The following is a 23,031-nucleotide window of genomic DNA, read 5'->3' as shown; positions in this document are numbered from 1 at the left end:
GAGACAAGACATGAGCAAGGAATGGCCATTGTGGGAAGTGTTCATCCGCAGCCAGCACGGCCTGGCCCACAAGCACGTGGGCAGCCTGCATGCGCCGGATGCGGAGATGGCGGTCAATAACGCGCGCGACGTCTACACGCGCCGCAATGAAGGCGTGTCGATCTGGGTCGTGCGCGCCGCCGACATCGTCGCCAGCAGCCCCGCCGACAAGGGCGCGCTGTTCGAGCCCGCGAACAGCAAGGTCTATCGCCACCCCACCTTCTTCCCGATGCCGGAAGAAGTCAAGAATTTGTAAGCCATGGACAAATTCGCTTATCTGCTGCGCCTGGGCGACAACGCCCTGGTGCTGAGCCAGCGCCTGTCCGAACTGTGCGGCAAGGGCCCTGCACTCGAAGAAGACATGGCGCTGACGAACGTCGCGCTCGACCTGCTGGGCCAGGCGCGCATGTGGCTGACGTATGCGGGCGAACTGGAAGGCCAGGGCCGCGACGAGGATGCGCTGGCCTACTTGCGCGACGCGCACGACTTCAAGAACGTGCTGCTGGTCGAACAGCCGAACGGCAACTACGCCCACACCCTGATGCGCCAGTTCTTCTTCGACACGTGGCACTACTTCCTGATCGGCGCACTGACGCAGTCCACCGACCGGCGCATCGCGGAGATCGCGGAAAAATCGCTGAAGGAAGTCACGTACCACCTGCGCCGCAGCGGCGACCTGGTCGTGCGCCTGGGCGACGGCACGGAAACCAGCCACCGCTACACGCAAACAGCCGCCGACGAGCTGTGGATGTACACGGGCGAGGTGTTCAATTACGACAGCGTGGACGAAGCGATGGTCGCCGTCGGCGTCGCGCCGCCGGCCGCGCAGCTGCGCCAGCAGTGGCTGGACCACGTCAGCGACATCTTCGGCGAAGCGACGCTGACGATGCCCCCGGCGGACGCCTGGATGCAGAAGGGCGGCAAGCAGGGCCGCCACAGCGAACACCTGGGCTACCTGCTGGCCGAGATGCAGTTCCTGCAGCGCGCCTATCCCGGCGCCGAGTGGTGACATGCAAGCGGCGACGCAGCTGACGGCAGCCCAGGTCTGGGCCTGGCTGGCCGACGTGCCCGATCCGGAAATCCCCGTGATTTCCGTCGTCGACCTGGGCATCGTGCGCGACGTGCATGTCGCCGGCGACGCGGTCAGCGTGACGATCACGCCGACGTATTCCGGCTGCCCCGCCATGCAGGTCATCGAGACCGCCGTGCAGGAAGCCCTGCGCGAGCATGGCGTGGCGCAGGTCACTGTCGCTACGCAATTGTCGCCCGCGTGGACGACCGACTGGATGAGCGCAGACGCCAGGATCAAGCTGAAGGACTACGGTATCGCACCGCCCGCCCAGCAGGTCATCGACATTTCGGGCCTGCGCGGCGGCGGCCTGGCCGCCGCCGTCTCGCGCCGTGCCAGCATCCTCCCCACAGTCGCTTGCCCGCACTGCGGCTCCACGCATACGGAACTCACCAGCCAGTTCGGCTCCACGCCCTGCAAGGCGCTGTACAAGTGCCTGGACTGCCGCGAGCCCTTCGATTACTTCAAGTGCCACTGACACCATGAGCAAATTCCATCCGCTGCCCGTTTCAAAGGTCCACAACGAAACGCGCGACTGCATTGCCGTCACGTTCGCCGTGCCGCCCGAGCTGCAGGACAGCTTCCGCTTCCAGCAGGGCCAGCACCTGACCCTGCGCGCGCTGGTGAACGACGAAGACCTGCGCCGCTCGTACTCGATCTGCTCCGCCGTGCAGGACGGCAGCCTGCGCGTGGCCATCAAGCGCACCCCCGGCGGCGCGTTCTCCACCTGGGCCAACGAACACCTGAAGCCCGGCCACGTGATCGAGGTGATGCCGCCGATGGGCCACTTCAACGTGCCGCTGGACGCTACCCAGGCGAAGAACTACGTGGCCTTCGCGGCCGGCAGCGGCATCACGCCGATCCTGTCGATCGTCAAGACCACCTTGCTGACGGAACCGCAGAGCCGCTTCACGCTGTTCTACGGTAACCGGGCTTCGTCGTCCGTCATCTTCAAGAACGAGCTGATGGAGCTGAAGGACACGTACCTGGAGCGCCTCAACATCGTCTACGTGATGAGCCGCGAGCAGCAGGACATCGACCTGTTCAACGGTCGCATCACGAAGGAAAAGACGCAACAGTTCCTGCAGCACTGGATCGACATCGCCGACTACGACACCGCCTTCATCTGCGGGCCGGAGGACATGATGCTGGGCGTTTCGGAAGCGCTGCAGGAAGCGGGCATGCCCAAGTCGGCCATCAAGGTCGAGCTGTTTGCCGCGTCGATCCCGCGCCACCAGCACGAGCCGCGCGCGCTCGACACCGGCGCCGCGCAGCACCTGACGGAAGTGACCGTGATCCAGGACGGCAACGCGGCCACGTTTACGATGGAGAAAGACAAGGAATCGATCCTGGACGCCGGCCTGCGCGCGGGCCTGGAAATGCGCTACTCGTGCAAGGGCGGCGTATGCTCGACGTGCCGCTGCAAGGTCGTCGAGGGCAAGGTGGACATGGACGTCAACTACGCGCTGGAGGATTACGAGATCGCGCGGGGCTTCGTGCTGAGCTGCCAGAGCTTCCCGGCGACCGACAGGGTGATCGTCGATTTCGACCAGGCCGAGTAAAGAGCCGCCGCAACCAAACCTGACCCGGAACCAGGAACTGGGGGCAGACGGGGACGCCGAGTCCCGGCGGGTCTGACCCCGGCCTCTGCCCTTCGGGTGAAATGGAGGAGACACCATGACAGACCAGAAAACCTACGACAACATCCTGTTCACCATCCACAACGGCATCGCCCAACTGACGCTGAACCGTCCGGATAAACTGAACAGCTTCACGCAAGCCATGCACCTGGAAGTGCGCGACGCGTTCGAGCGCCTGCGCGCCGACCGATCCGTGCGCGTGCTGGTGCTGACGGGCGCCGGGCGCGGCTTCTGCGCCGGCCAGGACCTGTCCGACCGCGCCGTGGAGCCGGGCGCCAAGGGCGTCGACCTGGGCGACTCCGTCGAAAAGTTCTATGCCCCGCTGGTGCTCGCCATCAAGGAGCTGCCGCTGCCCGTCATCTGCGCGGTCAATGGCGTCGCGGCAGGGGCGGGCGCCAACCTGGCGCTGGCCTGCGACATCGTGCTGGCCGCGAAGTCGGCCTCCTTCATCGAAGCCTTCTGCAAGCTGGGCCTGATCCCGGACACGGGCGGCACGTGGCACCTGCCGCGCCTGATCGGCCATGCCCGCGCGATGGGCCTCGCCATGCTGGGCGAGAAGCTGACGGCCGATCGCGCCGAGCAGTGGGGCCTGATCTGGAAAGCGCTGCCGGACGAAACCCTGATGACGGAAGCGCTGGCGCTGGCCGAGCACTTCGCCTGCGCACCCACCAAGGGCCTGGCGTTCACCAAGCGCGCCATCCACCAGAGCTACGCCAACACCTTGCCCGAGCAGCTGAAGCTGGAAGGCGAGATGATGCGCGAACTGGGCTACAGCCACGATTATCGCGAAGGCGTCGATGCCTTCATCGCCAAACGCACGCCACACTTCAAGGGAGAATGACGATGGCAGCGCTCCAACCAGGCAGTGTCGTCGCCGTCATCGGCAGCGGCGCGATGGGTTCCGGCATCGCCCAGGTGGCGGCCGCCGCCGGTCACACCGTGAAGCTGTACGACACCCGCGCCGAAGCCATCACGGTCGCCCTGGCCGGCATCGGCACCATCTACAGCAAGCTGGCCGACAAGGGCAAGATGACGCACGCGGAAGCCGAAGCGGCCCGCGCGCGCCTGCACGCCGTCACGAGCCTGGCCGACGTGGCCGATGCGAAGCTGGTGATCGAAGCGATCGTCGAGGACCTGGACGTCAAGCGCGGCCTGTTCGCGGAGCTGGAAGGCATCGTTGCGCAGGATGCGATCCTGGCCACCAACACGTCGTCCATCTCGATCACGGCGATCGGCGCCAAGCTGCGCCGGCCAGAACGCCTGGTCGGCATGCACTTCTTCAACCCGGTGCCGCTGATGGCGCTGGTCGAAGTGATCAGCGGCCTCGCCACGGACGCGCAGGTGGCCAACACGGTGTACGACACGGCCGCCAGCTGGGGCAAGAATCCCGTGCATGCCAAATCCACGCCGGGCTTCATCGTCAACCGCGTCGCGCGGCCGTTCTATGCCGAGGGCTGGCGCCTGCTGCAGGAACAGGCGGCGGATGCGGCCACGATCGACGCCGTGCTGCGCGAAGCGGGCGGCTTCCGCATGGGGCCCTTCGAGCTGATGGACCTGATCGGCCATGACGTGAACTTCTCCGTGACCCGCTCCGTATTCGATGCCTACTATGGCGACCCGCGCTTCACGCCGTCCGTGCTGCAGCAGGAGATGGTCAATGCGGGCTTCCTGGGCCGCAAGTCGGGCCGCGGCTGCTACCGCTATGGCGATGGCGCCGAGGCCCCGGCCGTGCAGGCGGAAGCGCCGCTGCCGCGGCCCGATTACGTGGGCCACAGCCTGGAGGCGGGCGCGGACGGTCGCCAGACGGCGGCGATGCTGGAGCGCTTCCACGCCCATGGCATCGACGTGCGCCATCGCACCTCGGCCGAGGGCCACCAGCATGGCGAAGCGCCGGCGTTCCATTGCCATGGTGCGGCAATCTACCTGACGGACGGGCGCACGGCCACCGCGCGGGCCCACGCCAACCGGCACGACGATACCGTGGTGTTCGACCTGGTCGGCGATGCCGCCAACGCCACCCGCATCGCCATTGCTGCGGCCGACCAGTGCAGCCCGGCCGCGTGCAACGCCGCGGTCGCGCTGTTCCAGGCCGCCGGCTTCACCGTCACGCGGCTGGACGACGTGCCGGGCCTGGCCGTCATGCGCACCGTCGCGATGTTGGCCAACGAGGCGGCCGACGCCGTCCACCAGGGCGTGTGCAGCGCCGCCGCCGCCGACATCGCCATGCAGAAGGGCGTCAACTATCCGCGCGGGCCGCTGGCCTGGGCCGACGCCGTCGGGGTCGGCCATATCGTCACCGTGCTGGACAACCTGGCCGCCGCGTATGGCGAGGACCGCTATCGCGTGTCGCCGCTGCTGCGCCGCCGCCAGGCCGCCGGGAACAACATTCATGCGTGATCTGCCGATGACCGATGCCGACGCGCTGGCCAAGGCGGCCGGCGCCGCCATGTACGCGCGCGATCCCGCCAGCCAGGGGCTGGGCATGACGCTGGACGAGATCCGGCCCGGCTACGCCCGCATGTCGATGCGCATCCGGGCCGACATGCTGAACGGGCATGGCTCCTGCCACGGCGGCTTCATCTTCGCGCTGGCGGACAGTGCGTTCGCGTTTGCCTGCAACAGCCACAACCTGAACACGGTGGGGGCAGGCTGCACCATCGATTACCTGGCGCCAGGCCGCCAGGACGACGTGCTGACCGCGCAGGCGACCGAGCGGGCGCTGGCCGGCAAGACCGGCATCTACGATGTCGACGTCGTCAACCAGGACGGCCGCCTGGTCGCCACGTTCCGGGGCAAGTCGCACCGGGTCGGCGGCGAGGTCGTCCCCCGCCAGTCCTGAAGCAACCCAACGAGGGAGACACCCATGGTGCAACGCCAACCCGCGCCAGCGGACCTGGAACCGATCGAGCGCGCCAGCCGCGACGAACTGCAGGCACTGCAGCTGCAGCGGCTGAAACAGTCGCTGCGCCACGCCTACGACAACGTGGCGCACTACCGCGCCGCGTTCGATGCCAAGGGCGTCTATCCGGACGACCTGAACACGCTGGCGGACCTGGCGAAATTCCCGTTCACGGACAAGTCCACGCTGCGCGACAATTATCCGTTCGGCTTGTTCGCCGTGCCGCGCGAGCAGGTAGTACGTGTCCACGCGTCCAGCGGCACCACCGGCAAGGCCACGGTTGTCGGCTATACCCGGAACGATATCGACATGTGGGCGAACATGGTGGCGCGCTCGATCCGGGCCGCCGGCGGCCGCCCCGGCGACATGGTGCACATCTCGTACGGCTACGGCCTGTTTACGGGCGGCCTGGGCGCGCATTACGGCGCCGAGCGCCTCGGCTGCACGGTCGTGCCGATGTCCGGCGGCCAGACCGAAAAGCAGGTACAGCTGATCCAGGATTTCAAGCCCTCGATCATCATGGTCACGCCGTCGTACATGCTGAACATCATCGAGGAATTCCGCCGCCAGGGCCTGGACCCGGCCGCGTCGTCGCTGCAGGTCGGCATTTTCGGCGCGGAACCGTGGACGGATGCCATGCGCGGGGAAATCGAGCAGCGCGCCGGTATCGACGCAGTGGACATCTACGGCCTGTCCGAAGTGATCGGGCCTGGCGTCGCCAGCGAGTGCATCGAGAGCAAGGATGGTCCCGTCATCTGGGAAGACCATTTCTATCCCGAGATTATCGACCCGGAAACGGGCGAGGTGCTGCCGGACGGCAGCGAGGGCGAACTGGTGTTCACGTCGCTGACGAAGGAAGCGATGCCCGTCATCCGCTACCGCACCAAGGACCTGACCCGGCTGCTGCCGCCGACGTCGCGCGCCATGCGCCGCATGGGCAAGATCACGGGGCGCTCGGACGACATGCTGATCATCCGCGGCGTCAACGTGTTCCCCACCCAGATCGAGGAACTGATCCTCAAGATGCCGCAACTGGCGCCGCAGTACCAGCTGATCGTCACGCGCGACGGCCACCTGGACAAGCTGGACGTCGTCGGCGAGCTGCGCCCCGAGATCACGGGCACCCTGACCGACAACGCCATCGACAGCCTGGCGCGCGAACTGGAACACCATATCAAGACGTACGTGGGCGTCACCACCCGGGTGCGCCTGCTGGCTGCCGACAGCATCGAACGCACGCTGACGGGCAAGGCCAGGCGCGTCATCGACAAACGACCCCGCAACTGAGGAAGAAACCATGAACGAAGCCTATATCTGCGATGCCATCCGTACCCCGTTCGCCCGCTTTGGCGGCGCGCTCGCGTCCGTGCGGGCCGACGACCTGGCCGCGCTGCCCATTGCCGCGCTGGTCGAACGCAATCCCGGCGTGGACTGGTCGCAGGTCGACGACGTGATCTACGGCTGCGCCAACCAGGCCGGCGAGGACAACCGCAATGTGGGCCGCATGGCCGCGCTGCTTGCCGGGCTGCCGCCTTCGGTGCCCGGCAACACCGTCAACCGCCTGTGCGGCTCCAGCCTGGACGCCGTCGGCACGGCGGCCCGTGCGATCAAGGCCGGCGAAGCGCACCTCGTCATCGCCGGCGGCGTGGAAAGCATGACGCGCGCGCCGTTCGTCATGGCCAAGGCCGATACCGCCTTCTCCCGCACGGCGAAGATCGAGGACACGACGATCGGCTGGCGCTTCGTCAACCCGCGCATGAAGGAACAATACGGCATCGACACGATGCCGGAAACGGCCGAGAACGTGGCCGAGCAGTTCAACGTCAGCCGGGCCGACCAGGATGCGTTCGCACTGCGCAGCCAGCAGCGCTGGGCCGCCGCGCACGAAGCGGGCGCGTTCAAGGGCCAGATCGTGCCCGTGACGGTGCCGCAGAAGAAGGGCGACCCGAAGGTGTTCGATACGGACGAAGCGCCGCGTCCCGACACGTCGCTGGAGCAGCTGGCCAAGCTGAAGCCGGTGGTGCGCGCTGGCGGCACCGTCACGGCCGGTAACGCGTCCGGCATCAACGACGGCGCCTGCGCCGTGCTGCTGGCGTCCAGCAAGGCGGTCGAGCAGTACGGCCTGAAGCCGCGCGCCAAGGTGCTGGGCATGGCCACCGCCGGCATCGAGCCGCGCATCATGGGCTTCGCGCCGGCGCCGGCATCGAAAAAGCTGCTGGCGCAGCTGGGCCTGACCATCGACCAGATGGACGTGATCGAATTGAACGAAGCGTTTGCCGCCCAGGGCCTGGCTGTCACCCGCGACCTGGGGCTGGCTGACGATGCGCCGCACGTCAATCCGAACGGTGGCGCGATCGCCCTGGGCCACCCGCTGGGGGCTTCCGGCGCGCGCCTCGTCACGGCGGCCGTCAACCAGCTCGAACGCACGGGCGGGCGCTATGCGCTGTGCACGATGTGCATCGGCGTGGGGCAGGGCATCGCCATCGTCATCGAACGGGTGTGACGCGATGGTCAAGGTCTACGAGATCAACGGCATCCGCCCGGTGGTGCATCCCAGCGCCTACGTGCACCCGACGGCGGTACTGATCGGCGACGTCATCGTCGGGCCGCGCTGCTACGTGGGACCGCTGGCGTCGCTGCGCGGCGATTTCGGCCGCCTGATCCTGGAAGAGGGCGTGAACGTGCAGGACACCTGCGTGATGCACGGCTTCGCCGGGTCGGACACCGTCATCGAAGTGGACGGCCATATTGGTCACGGCGCCGTACTGCACGGCTGTCGCATCGGCCGCAACGCGCTGGTGGGCATGAATGCCGTCGTGATGGACAACGCGGTGGTGGGCGCAGAGAGCATCGTCGCCGCCATGTGCTTCGTCAAGGCAGGCATGGAGATCCCGCCGCGCAGCATGGTCATCGGCACGCCGGCGCGCATCGTGCGCCAGGTCACGGACGCCGAGCTGGAATGGAAGAACATCGGCACGGGCCAGTACCACGAACTGGCGGTGCGCTCGCGCGAGACGATGCGCGAGGTCGAGGCGCTGACCGAGGTGGAGCCGGACCGCGCACGCATGCAGTGGGAAAGTTCGCTGCCGCTGCACGTCCATAAAGAATAGACGGGGACAGGCTCCGTTCCGCTGGAACGGTGTTAGTCCCCAAGGGTTAATAAGTCGAGAATCGGAGACAAAGATGGCAACCACCCTGCAAAGCTTCATCGCCGGCCGCTGGCACGGCAAGGAAGCGCACACGCCGCTGCACGGCGCGCTGAACAACCAGCTGATCTATCATACCCACGCGGAGTCGATCGACTTCGGCGAGGCCGTCGAGTATGGCCGCAAGACGGGCATTCCGGCGTTGATGAAGCTGGACTTCCAGCAGCGTGCGGCGGCGCTGAAGGCGCTGGCGCTGTACATGATGGAGCGCAAGGAAGAGCTGTACCGCATTTCTCACCTGACGGGCGCCACGCGCGCCGACAGCTGGGTGGACGTGGAAGGCGGCATCGGCACCTTGTTCGCGTACGCCAGCATGGGCAGCCGCGAGCTGCCGTCCTCGAACGTGCTGCACGAAGGCCCCGCCATGGCGCTGGGCAAGCGGGGCGGCTTTTCCGGTACCCACATCCTGGTGCCGAAGGGCGGCATCGCCGTGCACATCAACGCGTTCAACTTCCCCATCTGGGGCCTGCTGGAAAAGTTCGCGCCCAGCTTCCTGGCGGCGATGCCCTGCATTGGCAAGCCGGCCACGGCGACGAGCTACCTGACGGAAGCGCTGGTGCGCATGGTGCACGAGTCGAACCTGCTGCCGGAAGGCGCGCTGCAGCTGGTCATCGGCAGTACCGGCGACCTGCTGGACCGCCTGACCGGCTTCGACGCCGTCACCTTCACAGGTTCGGCCGACACGGCCGCGAAGCTGCGCAGCAATCGCAACCTGATCGCCAACTCCGTGCCGTTCACGGCGGAAGCGGATTCGCTGAACTGCGCGATCCTGGCGCCGGACGTGACGCCGGACGACCCCGAGTTCGACCTCTTCGTCAAGGAAGTGGCGCGCGAGATGACGGGCAAGGCGGGCCAGAAATGCACGGCGATCCGCCGCATCATCGTGCCGCGCCAGCAGGCCGACAACGTGGCCGAGCGGCTGCGCGAGCGACTGGCCAAGATCACAGTGGGGGACCCGTCCATCGACGGCGTGCGCATGGGCGCGCTGGCGTCGAAAGACCAGCAGCGCGACGTGGCCGCCCAGGTCGAGCGCCTGCTGGCCGGGAATGAGCTGCTGTACGGCCATCCGGAGGAATTGAAACTGGTCGGCGACGGCGTGCACGATGGCGCGTTCTTCTCGCCTACCCTGGTCATGTGCCGCAATGCGATGGAGAACGACGCGGTGCACGACGTCGAAGCCTTCGGTCCCGTCAGCACCATGATGACGTACGACGGCATCGACGAGGCGCTGGCGCTGGCGGCGCGCGGCAAGGGCAGCCTGGTATCGACGCTGGTGACGAAGGATCCTGCCACGGCCGCCTACGCGGTGCCGATGGCGGCCGCGCACCACGGGCGCGTGCTGGTGCTGGAGCGCGAGGCGTCGGTCGATTCGACGGGCCACGGCTCGCCACTGCCGCAACTGAAGCACGGCGGCCCGGGCCGCGCCGGCGGCGGCGAGGAGCTGGGCGGCATCCGCGCCGTCAAGCACTTCCTGCAACGCGCGGCGGTGCAGGGCTCGCCGACGATGCTGTCGGCAATCACGGGCGAATACGTGCGCGGTGGCGCCGTGCGCGAGAGCGAAGTGCACCCGTTCCGCAAGCATTTCGAGGACCTGCAGGTGGGCGATTCGCTGCTGACGCACCGCCGCACGGTGAGCGAGGCGGACATCGTCAATTTTGGCGGCGTCTCGGGCGACTATTTCTACATGCACTTCGACGAGATCGCAGCCAAGGATACGCAGTTCGGCAAGCGCATCGCGCACGGCTACTTCGTGCTGTCGGCCGCCGCCGGCCTGTTCGTGTCGCCGGCACCGGGCCCCGTGCTGGCCAACTACGGCCTGGACAACCTGCGCTTCATCACGCCGGTGGCGATCGGCGATACGATCCGCGCCCGCCTGACGTGCAAGCGCAAGGTCGACCGCAACCGCAAGGACGACAAGGGCGTCGGCCAGGGCGTCGTGGCCTGGGACGTGCAGGTGACGAACCAGAACGACGAGCTGGTGGCCAGCTATGACATCCTGACCCTGGTGTCGAAGCGCATGTAGAACCTGGTACCGCCGAGTCCCCGGCCGCGCCTGAACGGATCGTCGATCGAGCGCACGGCGGGGGCTGACCCGAATGGCGCTAAGTTAAGCCGACGGGCGCATGCTCAGGATCTGTCCCTGCAAGGGACTGACCCTGGTTTTAATCGCAGAACCATGGATCTGCGCGGTAACAACCGCAGGCAGCCGGGTCGCAGGACCGCTCCAAAAAGCGGGACTGACCCAAGCCTCGAAGCTGTAGTACTGATATCAAAATCTCTTAACTTGGCGGCACTCGGGACTGAGCATGAAGTTCTCCGTGGCGTTGCGGCGGTCCGCTCGCACTCCGGGGCAGTTCCCTTGGGAACAGACCCCATCGCGACACGCGAACATGTAGAGCAAACACTCGAACGTGACAATTCGAGAGATTTCTTTTGGTTATTGGGTGTAGCATACGGGCATGAAAAAAATGCCTGCCCTCCTGCTGCTCGCAGCGTTGAATCTCGGCGGTTGCGCCGCCGTCAGCCACATCCCCGCTACCTATACCCCAAATCCGTCCGCCGCCCAGCCGCGCATGCTGGCGCGCAGCGCCGAGATCGATATCGGCACCGGCTTCAAGCGCGTTTTACGCGCGGGCAGCCGTTGGGTGGCTGCAGGGACGATCGCCCAGGGCGCCATTCACAAGCCCGTCGGCGACGTGCTGACGCTGGAAGGCTCGCATGCCCACGAAGCCTGGCTGGTCATCGAAGGTGACCGCCTGGTGGGCTTCTACCTGCCTGTGGAGCGCGGCTTCACGGCATTGCAGTCCCCGATCACACTCCACTTCCATTAACAGGGATAACAATGAAAATCATCAAACTGGGCGCTATCGCCTTGCTGGCCGCTCTGACGGGTTGCGCCGCAACCGGTCCAAAATTCGCGGACCAGCAGGTCTCGACGCCAAAGCTGACCGCGGAACAAGGCCGCGTGTACTTCTACCGCGTGAACAGCTTTGTCGGCGGCGCGCTGCGTCCCGACATCAAGCTGGACGGCGCCGCGGTCGGCCAATCCAAGCCGGGCGGCTACTTCTACGTCGACGCGGCGCCAGGTGCGCACGAAGCGCAGACCAGCACCGAAGCGACGAACAAGCTGACGTTCGTGCTCGACAAAGGCGAGACCAAGTATGTGCGCACCTCCGTCTCGATGGGCGTACTGGTCGGCCACGTCAAGCCTGAACTTGTCGGTCAGGAAGAAGCGCTGAAGGAGCTCTCCGAGCTGAGCTACATCGGCGCGCCAGCGAAGTAATCGCCGTCGAGAACCCTTGGGGACAGGCACTCGTCTGCGAGTCGAAGACGCGAAGATCGGTGCCTGTCCCCGGTGTCTAGCGGCTCGCTGACCCGTCAGCCGCGCAGCCCGAACGGATCGTCGATCGAGTGGGCCGGCTGCGTAAACCACACCGGCCCATGCTCCGTCATGTAGAAATGGTCCTCGTGGCGGATGCCGAATTCGCCCGGCACGCAGATCATCGGTTCGTTCGAGAAGCACATCCCCACGTCCAGCGGCGTCCTGTCGCCGCCCACGAGGTAGGGCCACTCGTGGATGTCCAGCCCGATGCCGTGGCCCGTGCGGTGCGGCAGGCCGGGCAGCTTGTAGCCGGGGCCGAAACCGTTGGCTTCCAGCGAACGGCGCGCGGCCGCATCCACTTCCTCGCATGGCACGCCCAGGCGGGCTGCTTCGAACGCGGCCTGCTGGGCCGCCTTTTCCGCATTCCACACGAAGCGCTGGCGCTCGCTCGGCGTGCCGTACACGTACGTGCGCGTGATGTCGGAAATGTAGTTGTGCAGCTTGCAGCCCGTGTCGATCAGCACCGTGTCGCCGGCCTTGAGGGTCTGGACGTAGCTGACGCCGTGCGGGAAGGCGGTGGCGGGGCCGAACAGCACGATGCAGAAATAGGAGCCGGATGCGCCGACCTTGCGGTGGGCGCGGGCGATGAATTCCTCCACCTCGGTCGTCGAGATGCCTTCGCGCAGGATGCTGGCGGTGGCCACGTGCACGGCCAGGGTCATGTCCATCGCGCGCTGCATCAGCGCGATCTCGGCGCGCGACTTGCGGGTGCGGCAGTGCGCCGTCACGGCGCGGGCGTTTTCCAGCGCGTAGCCGGTGGCCAGCGGACGGATGCCGTCGTAGATGAAGAACGCGGCGCTCTCGCAGATGCCAACGCGCGGCGGCCGTGTCTCGTCCTGCGCGATGCCCATCCGCGCTAGCACGTCGACGAAGAGACGGTACGGGCTTTCGTGCTCCTCCCAGCAGTTGACGGGGCCGTCGACCAGCATGAAGTCCTTCAGCGTATCGTGCTCGAACGCCGGCGCCATGTATTCCAGCGCGCCCGTGGCGGGCAGGATGGCGCCGACCATGCGTTCGCTGGCGTACCAGCGCGTGCCCGTGAAATACAGCAGGTTGGCACCGGCGTTCAGGTAGACGGCCGCAATGCCTTCGCGCTGCATATAGGCCTGCGCCTTGGCGATACGCGCCAGGTGTTCCTCGCGGCCGATGGGAACGGCGCCTGCCGTCATGTCTTCCAGCCCTGCCAGTGCTTCCTCGATGCTCTTGCCGCCGATGCCGATGCCGATGGTGTTCATGTGTGCTCCGTGGTTGTCGTTATGGGGTCGATTCAAAAAATTCGCTCAGTTGCGCGGCGCTGCCGTTGCCTCGCCGCAGCGTCAGCCTGGCGCCGCCGTGGAAGACGATGTCGATCTCGTAGTACGGTCCGCCCCGGTCGGCATATTCGTCGCTGACGCCGTCTTCGATGGCAGCGACCTCGTCGCGGCGCCACAGGTACAGCCAGCCTTCATCGGTGATGCCGCAGCGGCCATGCTCGTCGCGCCACAGCGTCAGCTGCGGGCGATGCAGGGCGTCGGGCGTTGGCAGCAGGCACTCGGGCGGGCGGCCGTAGCGCGACGATACCGTGGCGTTGGGAATGACGCTGGAACGGGTGGGAGCGAAATCGGTACCGTACGTGGCCAGCAGCATGCGCCGATAGTGGTTTGCGGTATAGCCGATCGAGCCGAACCCTTCCGAGCGGCTGTAGTTCAGGCGCAGCTCCAGCGCCGGGCTGCGCAATTCGAGGAACTGGCTCCAGTCGCGGCGGAACTCGTGTGTCCATGCAGGGCCCAGCGTAGCGAGCCAGTGCTTCACCTCGTCCAGCATCTGTGTCTCGGCCGCCTTGCCGTTGATCGTCGAGAAGGTGAAGTACCAGCTGTCCGGGGGGAAGCTGTCCTTGTCGCGGTTGCGGTGCGATGGCCGCAGGCGCTCGACCACCAGGCCGCCCAGGTCGACCGGCGCATCGGGATCGACATCTACCAGCGCCCGCAGCGCGGCATCGCCATCGAGCTTGCCCAGCCTGAGATCGCCCAGCGTGGACAGCACCGTCAGCTCGCACTCGTCCTCGGTCGCCAGGAAGCGCTCCAGCGCGGCAAGCGGGAGCATCCCCTGCGCCACCAGCCGGGCGTAGAAGGGGTGGGTGGGTTCGGGTGGCAGCGATACGGTCGCGTGATGGTCGCCCGTGCGCAGGTTCGCCCACAATACGGGCAGCTCATTGGTATTGACGGCCTGCTTCTCGAAATGGATGGCCGTCAGGCCGGCCCAGGCGGTGCGCCTGGGCGTACGGTAGTCGCGGTACTCGATGGCCTCGTCCGTCACGCGGTCGATCGGATCGCCACGTCCCATGACGGGCGAACGGAACGCCTTGCAGGGGCGGGCCTTGCCGCCCAGTTGCCAGCGTGGCCGCACCTGCACGGGTGCCATGCGGATGCCTTCCCAGCCGGATGCGACGAACGTGCACCCGACCAGGTCCACCAGCACCTCGCGCCGGTTCCAGCCCGTACGGGGGAAATCGCGGTCCTCGTGCAGCGGCGGTATCCACTTCAGTTCCCATGCGAACAGCCGGGTGCCGTCGGCGCTCACGACCGGCTCAGTAAAGCGCGCGTGCCGCCCCCAGTCGCAGCCGCCGACGGTCAGGCAAACCAGGCGAAAGCGCGCGGGCGAATCGGTAAAGCGGTGCAGGAAGGCGTCGTACGTCGCGAACGGGACGGGAGCGCCGGTGCGCGGCGGTGAGCGGAAGCGTTGGAAGAAGCTGAACAAATCTGGCATGCCTGGCCGGTGAAAAGACAGCGGGCTCCCATAGGGGAGCCCGCCGTGACGGAACAGTCATGATAGCAGGCAGGGCGCCGCTTGGCACCTGCCTGCCAGGTTGCCGCTTACTGCGTGACGACGCTGACCTTGTCGACCACGAAGGAGGTCTGGGCCGACGAGTCTTCCGTCATCGCGAACGACAGGCGCACGGTCTGGCCCTTGTACGGCAGCAGGCTGAAGCTGCGTACCTGGTAGCCCGAGGCGGCGTTGGCGTTGGAGTACGTCGCCAGCGTGCCCAGCGTCGTGCCGGACGTGTTCTTCACAGTGACGGCCAGGCGGTCGTACACCGTGGTGCCCGTTTCGGCCGTGTCGATGTGCAGCGCGAACGTCAGGTTGGCCGACGTGGCGGTCGAAGGGATCGAGATGTCCTGCGTCAGGGTCTCGGTCGCCGTCGCGCCGTTGCCGCCCAGGTAGGCGTAGCGGGTACCTTCATACGCGGTCTGGCCGGTGAACGCGCCGATCACGCCGGTGGTGCCGGCCCAGCCGGTGGCACCCGACTCGAAGCCGCCGTTGGTGACGCGCTCGGTCGTGCCGCCACCGCCGCTGCCGACGGTCAGCGTCGCGTTGCCGGACGTGACGGTCACTGGCGTCGTCGACGAATCCGTCACGGTTGCCTTGATGGTGGCGCCGTTGTCGGTCGTTTGCGCGGTGAACGAGTAGGTGGCCGAGGTGGCACCGGAGACCAGCGTGCCGTTCTTGTACCACTTGTAGCTGTACGGCGAGGTGCCGCCGCTGGCGCCCACGGTGAAGCTGGCCGTTGCGCCGGCTGCCACGGTGATCGAAGCCGGTTGCGTCGTGATCGACACGCCCGTGCCGCCGCCCGATTCAGGCACGTCGGTACCGACGTTGATCGCCGCGTAGGCACGCTTGACCGCGGTCGCCTCCTTGCTGCCCACGCCATACAGCTCTTCCGCTGCCTGCAGCACCTTGTTGCGGGCGTCGGCGTAGTTGGTCGACGACGTGAACTTGGTGGTGTTGGCCTTGAACCAGATGCGGAATGCCTTGTCCGTGCCGATACCCGTCATGTTCCTCGGGCTCTGGGTCAGGTACTGGCTGTAGTAGTCGCTGGTGGTCGTGGCGCTGGAGCCGTTGGCCAGGAAGTAGAACATGCGGTTGTTCGGGCCGCTGCTGTAGTGCACGTCGATGTTCTTGATCGTGCTGCTCCAGGCGTTCGGGCTCGAGCCGTCCTTGCTTGGCTTGTACATGTAGCGCAGCGGGGTGCCGGTCTTGCTGATCTCCGCGCCCATGACCCAATCGTTGCCCGTCGATGGGATCGTCGTGCCGGTGCCGCCCGCGCGGGCATAGGCTTCCGTCGCTTCGCCCTGGATGTCCGAGTTCGACTCGTTCAGGCCACCCGATTCGCCCGCGTACACCAGGTTCGAGGTGGCGTCGGTCACGCCGTGGCCCATTTCGTGGCCGATGACGTCGATCGAGCCCAGGTTCTTGAAGCTGTTGCCGTCGCCGATGTACATGCACTTGCAGCTCGGGTCGAAGAAGGCGTTGTCGTAGTTGTTGTCGACGTGGACGGCGATGTAGGTTGCCGTGTTGTTGCCGTCCAGGCTGCGCCAGCCGACCACGTTCTTCATCGAGTCGTAGGTGTTCATCAGGCCCCACAGCGCGTTCACGGCCGCGGTCTGGCCGTTGGCGTTGGTGGTGCTGCCGCCAGGGATGTACTGCTGGCCGTCGCCCCAGGTGTTCGTGCTGTTGGTGTAGATCTGGCCCGGATTCGGCGCGTTGGCCGAGCTGTGGTTGGCGTTGGTGATGGCCATGCCGCCGTATTTGCCGCCCGTGCCGCGGCTGGTGTCCAGCATCTGGTACGTGCTGCCCGACAGCGTCGTGTTGATCGGCACCGTGCCGTTGTACTGGCTCTTGCCCTGGCCGATGACGGTCTGCAGGGCGTCCCACTCGGCGATCACCGCGCCGGTCTTGGCGTTGACGATGCTGTCGCGGTATACCAGCTTGCTGCCGCTGGCCATGCGCGTCTTGACCAGGTAGGCCAGTTCGTAGCGCTCGACGACGTCTTCCAGGTCCAGCGCGTTCAGCGCGAACTCAGGCTTGTTGGCCGCAGCGGCCACGCGCACGGTCTTCATGACCGGGTAGATCAGCAGTTCGGCTTCCGGCTTCCAGCGGTGCACGCCGACCGGCGCGACGCGCTTGACGACGCTGTTGATGACGTCTTCCTGCGAGACCGCTGCAACCACGTCCGGCATGCCCTGGCCGGCGGCTACCGCGGCGCGCGAGCTGGAGAGGCCCTGGCGGCGGTTGGAGGCGGATTCGCTGACGATTTCGCCGTTGTCATCGCTGACGATCACGGAATCGGAACCGAAGATGCGCAGGCCCTTGAACGTGTGCTGGGCGCGCGTGATGCGCGTGCCGGCATCGCCCGGGTGCTGTACGGTGATCTTGTAGCCGTGTTCGTCGTCCAGGCCGGCGGCGGCGCGCCGTGCGGCGAGGCGATTCTCCAGGTTGGCTTTGGCGGTGGCGTTCATGGGCTCAGCCGGCGCGGCCATCAGGCTCTCGGGCAGCGCGCCACGGGTCTGGGCGGTTGCATGCAGAGCGGGGAGTGCGGCGATAGCCGCAGCGATGATGCTCAAGCGAAGGTTCATCTCTTCTCCAAAATCGGTAGTGGGGGAGGGGGCAGGTCCGCAAGAATTTGCGGTGAGCCGCACAGTAGTATTTCGCGTCCCGCAATGTCAAAAAACTTACGAAATTAGTCGCGCTGCCGAATTTTGTTAAGAATGAGACAGGGTTGACCGCAGGCCAGTTTGGTTTTTCTGCCGCGAATCATTAATTTATGGCGCGCAATTAAGTCAACATTGCCCCTCCTTTTGGAGGATTGCAAGTCGCAATTCGCGTTTAGGCACGCGCGCAACAGTAGTGTGCGCTATGGTTGCCATAAATGAATTCGTCGCCGTACACTACAGTGGCACCGAACGGCCACGTATGCCCGACGGGCTTACAAATACAGCGCAGCTGGGTAAGGGGGGCGGAAGCGAAACAGTCAGGCGACAGCGTTCTGTGCCGCGTTTTGCAGCACATCGCCGCCGCGATCGAAACGGATCGCGCGCGCCATGCCGGCAGGTTTCGATTTCTTCAATGCGCTGAGGCACACTTCAGGGACGCAAAAACATGACTAAGGTATCAGGCCTTCTCGCTCGTATTCCATTCGCCCTTCACAAGCCGGGCGCCATCGCGCCACCCACATAGGCAGCATCCCTTCCGCGTCACAGCCGGGCGAACGTCGTCCCGGTGCTGTGCGTGTACTTGCTTTAACGGACGCCAGTTCTCCGCTGCCCGCGGCGGAGCGGCGCATTACCAGTCCATTTGAAAGGATGCCCTTGCGGGCACGAGCCATGCAGTCCATCGCTACCAAAGTAGAACGCATCGTCATGGATTCGCCCTTCCTCAGTGAGGGATTGCGGCGAGGTCTGATCAACCTGTCGGAACTGGCGCGGCAGTTGCAGCCGCAGCTGGAGAGCGACTTGTGGAAACCCGTCGGCCAGGCGGCCGTCGTGATGGCGCTGCGGCGCGTCTCGGAACGCCTGCCCGACCACACGTCCAGCGATATCGTGTTGGCACAAAAGACCGGCCAGCTGACGGCCCGTACCGACCTGGTGGAACTGACCTACCGCCAGTCCGCCAATACGGACGAATGTCATCGCCAGCTGTTGGCGCAGGCGGGCCGGCGCAGCGACCTGTTCCTCACCGTGACCCGCGGCGTCAACGAGGTCATGGTGATCTGCAGCCGCCTGCTGATTCCGCTGGTGGACGAGGTGTTTGCCGGCGAACGCCTGCTGGCGCGCCTGGAGAACCTGAATGCCGTCACGCTGCAGCTGACCGCCGAGTCGCACCGCACGCCCGGCATCTATCACGCCATCCTGAAGAAGCTGGCGTGGGACAAGGTCAACCTCGTCAACCTGATCTCTACCCATACCGAGCTGACGCTGATCCTGGACAAGGACCAGACGGGGGCCGCGTTCGCCGTGCTGTCCAAGCTCGTCACCCACTGATCGCAAGGGTCTGTCCCCGCCGGGGCTGACCCTGAAGTTGGTTGGCCATTCCCAAACTTCGGGTTACGGTGCCGGCTGGTAAGCCGTCACCGCTACGCAGGCGAGGAGCGGTGCTCCTCGAGACCCCTGCTGCGCTCCCTTGCAGGGACAGACCCCGGCCCTTTTCCTTATTTTTCCTTCTTCTCGTCCTCGTCGGTCGAGAAGTTTAATTCCGGCGCCTCGCCGTCCTTGGTCTCGTTCGCCGCGTCGTCCGGGCTGCCATAGTCGGCCGGCGCGTCAATCTGCAGCTGGATCTGTTCCGTCATGTCCGTCTTCGCGCTGACCGAGACCAGGTTCGGGAACGCGATGATCAGCGCGACCATGATCACTTGTATACAGACGAACGGAATGGCGCCCCAGTAGATGTCGGACGTCTTGACCTCCTTCGGCGCCACCGAGCGCAGGTAGAACAGCGCGAAGCCGAACGGCGGGTGCATGAACGACGTCTGCATGTTCACGCCCAGGAGCACGCCGAACCAGATCAGGTCGATGCCCAGCTTTTCCGCCACGGGCCCGACCAGGGGCACCAGGATGAACGCCAGTTCGAAGAAGTCCAGGAAGAACGCGAGGCCGAAGAACAACACGTTGACGACGATGAGGAAGCCCGTCGCCCCACCTGGCAAACCTGACAGCAGATGCTCGACCCACAGGTCGCCGTTCACGCCGCGGAACACCAGCGCGAACACGGTGGAGCCGATCAGGATGAAGATGACGAAGCACGACAGCCGGGTGGTCGACATCATCGCCTGCGACAGCAGGCCCCAGTTCAGGCGCCGGTTCATCAATGCCAGCAGGATCGCGCCCAGGGCGCCCATGCCGCCGCCTTCCGTCGGCGTGGCCAGGCCGATGAAGATCGTGCCCAGCACCAGGAAGATCAGCGCCAGCGGCGGGATCAGCACGAACACGACCTTCTCCGCCATCTTCGACAGGAAACCCAGTTTCAGGTAGCGGTTGGCGGCGGCAAAGGCAAAGGCCCCGACGATACCCAGGGCGGCGGAAAAGATGCCCACTTCGTCGGCATGCGCCTGCGGGTGGGTGCTTTCATAATAGTGGGCGAAGCCATACGACGCCGCCACGGCGGCCACCAGCAGCACCAGCAGCGAGCGCACGCCCGAGTCGCCGTTCGGCTCCTTCAGGTTGCGCGCTTCCTCCGGCAGGGCCGGCGCATGGTGCGGCTTGAAGATGGAGACCGCCAGCACGTAGCCGCAGTACATCGCTGTCAGCAGCAGGCCGGGCACGAACGCGGCCTTGTACATGTCGCCCACCGAGCGGCCCAGCTGGTCCGCCATCACGATCAGCACGAGCGACGGCGGAATGATCTGCGCCAGGGTGCCGGATGCGGCGATGACGCCGGAGGCCAGGCGCTTGTCGTAGCCATAGCGCAGCATGACGGGCAGCGAGATCAGGCCCATCGAGATGACGGAAGCGGCGACGACGCCCGTGGTGGCGGCCAGCAGCGCGCCGACGAAGATGACGGCATACGCCACACCGCCGCGGATCGGGCCGAACAGCTGGCCGATGGTGTCGAGCAGGTCCTCGGCCATGCCGGAGCGTTCCAGGATCAGGCCCATGAACGTGAAGAACGGGATGGCCAGCAACGTGTCGTTGGCCATGATGCCGAAGATGCGGTTCGGCAGCGCCTGCAGCAGCTCCGGTTTCAGGAGGCCCAGTTCGATGCCGACAAGGCCGAACAGCAGGCCGTTCGCCGCCAGCGCGAACGCGACGGGAAAGCCGGACAGCAGGAAAATGACGAGCGCCCCGAACATGATGGGCGCCATGTTGGCGATGATGAATGCTTCCATTGTGGTGTACGTCCCCGGCTCGGTTGCTCAGTTGATTTTGTTGGCCTGCTTGATCGCTTCGATTTCCTGTTCCGGCGACGCGGCATGCTTCGTGAAGGCGCTGGCATCGAGCTGGCCGCGCAGGTAGGCGACGCGCTTGATGATTTCCGAGACGCCCTGCAGGATCATCAGCGCGAAGCCGACGGGGACGAGGATCTTGGCGGGCCAGACGATCAGGCCGCCGGCATTGCTGGACATCTCGCCATTGCGCACCGACTCCAGTCCGAACGGGAAGCCGTAATACAGGATCACCCAGCACACGGGCATGAGGAAGAACAGGTAACCGAACAGGTCGAGCCAGACCTGCGTGCGCTTTGAGAAACGGCCGGTGACGACGTCGATGCGCACGTGTTCGTCGCGCCGCAACGTGTGGGGGGACGCCAGCATGAACACAGCGGCAAACAGGTACCACTGGATTTCCAGCCAGGCGTTGGAACTCATGTTGAGGGAATAGCGCACCAGCGCGTTGCCGGCGCAGATCAGCACCGCCAGCAGCAGGGCCCAGGCCACTGCTGCCGCGATGCTGTCGTTCAGCTTGTCGATTGCCCGCGAAACTGCCATGAACATCGTTGTCTCCTCGCTTCGGTTCGGGCGCTGCGTTGGCGCCCGTATTGCGGTGTTGGTGATGCGGCGTGACGGCGTAGGGGAATGTCTACATGGCGAGCTGGCTCCGGATCCGGGCGATGGCGGCGCGCACCTGGTTCGGCGCGGTGCCACCCACGTGGTCGCGCGCGGCGACGGAACCTTCCAGGGTCAGCACGGCGAACACGTCGTCGCCGATCAGCGGCGAGAACTGGCGCAGCTGTTCCAGCGACAGGTCGGCCAGGTCGCAGCCCGCATCCACGCACGTGCGCACGGCATGCGCCACGGCTTCGTGCGCGTCGCGGAACGGCAGGCCTTTCTTGACCAAGTAGTCGGCCAGGTCGGTCGCGGTGGCATAGCCCTGCAGCGCGGCGGCGCGCATCGCTTCGGGCTTCACCGTGATGCCGCCGGCCATGTCGGCGAAGATGCGCAGCGTGTCGACGACGGTGTCCACCGTGTCGAACAGCGGTTCCTTGTCTTCCTGGTTGTCCTTGTTGTAGGCTAGCGGCTGGCCCTTCATCAAGGTCAGGAGGCCCATCAGGTGGCCATACACGCGGCCGGTCTTGCCGCGCGCCAGTTCCGGCACGTCCGGGTTTTTCTTCTGCGGCATGATCGACGAGCCCGTGCAGAAGCGGTCGGCGATGTCGATGAAGCCCACCCGTGGGCTCATCCAGATCACCAGCTCTTCCGACATGCGCGACACGTGCGTCATGATCAGCGAGGCGGCGGCCGTGAATTCGATGGCGAAGTCGCGGTCGGACACGGCATCCAGCGAGTTGTGGCAGACGTCGTCGAAGCCCAGCGTCCGCGCCACGCGCAGGCGGTCGATCGGGAACGTGGTGCCGGCCAGCGCGGCGGCGCCCAGCGGCAGGCGGTTGACGCGCTTGCGGCAGTCGGCCATGCGCTCGGCGTCGCGACCGAACATCTCCACGTAGGCCAGCATGTGGTGGCCGAACGTGATCGGCTGCGCGACCTGCATGTGGGTGAAGCCGGGCAGGATCGTGTCGGCATGCTGCTCCGCCAGGTCCAGCAGGGCACTGCGCAGCTGCGCCAGCAGGGCGGTGATGTCGTCGATGGCCGAGCGCACGTACAGCCGGATGTCGGTCGCGACCTGGTCGTTGCGCGAACGGCCCGTGTGCAGGCGCTTGCCGGCGTCGCCCGCCAGTTCGGTCAGGCGCTTTTCGATATTCAGGTGCACGTCTTCCAGGTCCAGCAGCCACTCGAACTGGCCGGCCTCGATCTCCTGCGCGATCTGCGCCATGCCGTTGCGGATCGCTTCCAGGTCGGCGGCGGGAATGATGCCCTGGGCCGCCAGCATCTCGGCGTGGGCCAGCGAGCCTTCGATGTCGGCCTTGGCCATGCGCTTGTCGAAGAAGACGGAGGCGGTATAGCGCTTGACGAGATCGGAGACGGGTTCGGAGAAGCGAGCCGACCAGGCCTCGCCTTTTTTGGAGAGTTGTGCAGTCATGGTGTGGGTCCGGTTATTGAAGCCCCGCCGCGGCGTGGGGCTTGCTTTACTGATTATAAACAAGGTTTG

General features: G+C 66.0%; 20 protein-coding genes. 14 read left to right on the top strand and 6 right to left on the bottom strand.

The genetic code is table 11. The features are described 5' to 3' along the window. Positions 1-10 precede the first annotated feature (10 nt). From paaB to PX653_RS17650, 13 genes are all read left to right on the top strand, one after another. Positions 11-295, top strand: coding sequence for a 1,2-phenylacetyl-CoA epoxidase subunit PaaB (paaB, locus tag PX653_RS17710; RefSeq protein WP_107140536.1), 285 nt, complete (start codon positions 11-13; stop codon positions 293-295). 3 nt (positions 296-298) lie between these two features. Then, positions 299-1,048, top strand: coding sequence for a 1,2-phenylacetyl-CoA epoxidase subunit PaaC (paaC, locus tag PX653_RS17705; RefSeq protein WP_277414066.1), 750 nt, complete (start codon positions 299-301; stop codon positions 1,046-1,048). Between the two features lies 1 nt (position 1,049). Continuing rightward, positions 1,050-1,586, top strand: a complete 537-nt coding sequence (gene paaD, locus PX653_RS17700) for a 1,2-phenylacetyl-CoA epoxidase subunit PaaD (RefSeq protein ID WP_277414065.1) — start codon at positions 1,050-1,052, stop codon at positions 1,584-1,586. Positions 1,587-1,590: 4 nt separating this feature from the next. Further along, positions 1,591-2,670: a 1,2-phenylacetyl-CoA epoxidase subunit PaaE gene (gene paaE / locus PX653_RS17695; RefSeq protein ID WP_277414064.1), complete on the top strand. Its 1,080-nt coding sequence runs from the start codon at positions 1,591-1,593 to the stop codon at positions 2,668-2,670. A gap of 115 nt (positions 2,671-2,785) precedes the next feature. Then, complete coding sequence (gene paaG / locus PX653_RS17690; protein WP_277414063.1) at positions 2,786-3,589, top strand: 2-(1,2-epoxy-1,2-dihydrophenyl)acetyl-CoA isomerase PaaG; 804 nt, start codon at positions 2,786-2,788, stop codon at positions 3,587-3,589. Positions 3,590-3,591: 2 nt separating this feature from the next. After that, positions 3,592-5,145 (top strand): 3-hydroxyacyl-CoA dehydrogenase PaaH, encoded by a 1,554-nt coding sequence (gene paaH, locus PX653_RS17685; RefSeq protein ID WP_277414062.1) that lies wholly within the window; start codon positions 3,592-3,594, stop codon positions 5,143-5,145. Continuing rightward, positions 5,138-5,587 carry a hydroxyphenylacetyl-CoA thioesterase PaaI gene (gene paaI / locus PX653_RS17680; RefSeq protein WP_277414061.1) on the top strand — a complete coding sequence of 150 codons (450 nt, stop codon included), beginning with the start codon at positions 5,138-5,140 and terminating at the stop codon, positions 5,585-5,587. The genes paaH and paaI overlap by 8 nt, the downstream gene beginning before the upstream one ends. A 24-nt stretch (positions 5,588-5,611) precedes the next feature. Then, on the top strand, positions 5,612-6,934 hold the full coding sequence (gene paaK / locus PX653_RS17675; RefSeq protein ID WP_277414060.1) for a phenylacetate--CoA ligase PaaK: 1,323 nt from the start codon (positions 5,612-5,614) through the stop codon (positions 6,932-6,934). 10 nt (positions 6,935-6,944) lie between these two features. After that, positions 6,945-8,150, top strand: a complete 1,206-nt coding sequence (gene pcaF / locus PX653_RS17670) for a 3-oxoadipyl-CoA thiolase (protein ID WP_277414059.1) — start codon at positions 6,945-6,947, stop codon at positions 8,148-8,150. Positions 8,151-8,154: 4 nt separating this feature from the next. Continuing rightward, positions 8,155-8,757, top strand: a complete 603-nt coding sequence (locus tag PX653_RS17665; RefSeq protein ID WP_277414058.1) for a phenylacetic acid degradation protein PaaY — start codon at positions 8,155-8,157, stop codon at positions 8,755-8,757. Between the two features lie 73 nt (positions 8,758-8,830). Then, on the top strand, positions 8,831-10,876 hold the full coding sequence (gene paaZ, locus PX653_RS17660) for a phenylacetic acid degradation bifunctional protein PaaZ (protein WP_277414057.1): 2,046 nt from the start codon (positions 8,831-8,833) through the stop codon (positions 10,874-10,876). A gap of 436 nt (positions 10,877-11,312) precedes the next feature. Next, a complete protein-coding gene (locus PX653_RS17655; RefSeq protein WP_277414056.1) occupies positions 11,313-11,684 on the top strand; it encodes a hypothetical protein in 372 nt (123 codons plus the stop codon). 11 nt (positions 11,685-11,695) lie between these two features. Continuing rightward, complete coding sequence (locus PX653_RS17650) at positions 11,696-12,136, top strand: DUF2846 domain-containing protein (RefSeq protein ID WP_277414055.1); 441 nt, start codon at positions 11,696-11,698, stop codon at positions 12,134-12,136. 95 nt (positions 12,137-12,231) lie between these two features. Here PX653_RS17650 and PX653_RS17645 read toward each other — a convergent pair whose 3' ends face one another. The 3 genes from PX653_RS17645 to PX653_RS17635 form a co-directional block, all read right to left on the bottom strand. After that, a complete protein-coding gene (locus tag PX653_RS17645) occupies positions 12,232-13,470 on the bottom strand; it encodes a M24 family metallopeptidase (protein ID WP_277414054.1) in 1,239 nt (412 codons plus the stop codon). A gap of 19 nt (positions 13,471-13,489) precedes the next feature. After that, positions 13,490-14,980, bottom strand: coding sequence for a hypothetical protein (locus PX653_RS17640; RefSeq protein ID WP_277414053.1), 1,491 nt, complete (start codon positions 14,978-14,980; stop codon positions 13,490-13,492). Positions 14,981-15,087: 107 nt separating this feature from the next. Further along, the gene (locus PX653_RS17635; protein ID WP_277414052.1) at positions 15,088-17,628 is read right to left on the bottom strand and encodes a M4 family metallopeptidase; all 2,541 of its coding nucleotides are present in this window, start codon (positions 17,626-17,628) and stop codon (positions 15,088-15,090) included. A 747-nt stretch (positions 17,629-18,375) separates the two neighbouring features. Here PX653_RS17635 and PX653_RS17630 point away from each other — a divergent pair. Beyond that, positions 18,376-19,032, top strand: coding sequence for a hypothetical protein (locus tag PX653_RS17630; RefSeq protein WP_277414051.1), 657 nt, complete (start codon positions 18,376-18,378; stop codon positions 19,030-19,032). A 167-nt stretch (positions 19,033-19,199) separates the two neighbouring features. On the opposite strand, the gene PX653_RS17625 is transcribed toward PX653_RS17630, so the two are convergent. The 3 genes from PX653_RS17625 to argH all read right to left on the bottom strand — a co-directional run bounded on the left by PX653_RS17625 (position 19,200) and on the right by argH (position 22,962). Continuing rightward, entirely contained in the window at positions 19,200-20,873 is a 1,674-nt protein-coding gene (locus PX653_RS17625; protein WP_277414050.1) for a TRAP transporter large permease, read from the bottom strand. Between the two features lie 27 nt (positions 20,874-20,900). Beyond that, positions 20,901-21,473 carry a TRAP transporter small permease subunit gene (locus PX653_RS17620; RefSeq protein ID WP_277418597.1) on the bottom strand — a complete coding sequence of 191 codons (573 nt, stop codon included), beginning with the start codon at positions 21,471-21,473 and terminating at the stop codon, positions 20,901-20,903. 91 nt (positions 21,474-21,564) lie between these two features. Continuing rightward, on the bottom strand, positions 21,565-22,962 hold the full coding sequence (gene argH / locus PX653_RS17615; RefSeq protein ID WP_277414049.1) for an argininosuccinate lyase: 1,398 nt from the start codon (positions 22,960-22,962) through the stop codon (positions 21,565-21,567). Positions 22,963-23,031 lie beyond the last annotated feature (69 nt).

This window comes from Pseudoduganella chitinolytica (assembly GCF_029028125.1).
Classification (GTDB): domain Bacteria; phylum Pseudomonadota; class Gammaproteobacteria; order Burkholderiales; family Burkholderiaceae_D; genus Rugamonas; species Rugamonas chitinolytica.
Note: the sequence above shows the minus strand (reverse complement) of the source record. Positions and strands in the feature narration are given on the sequence as shown.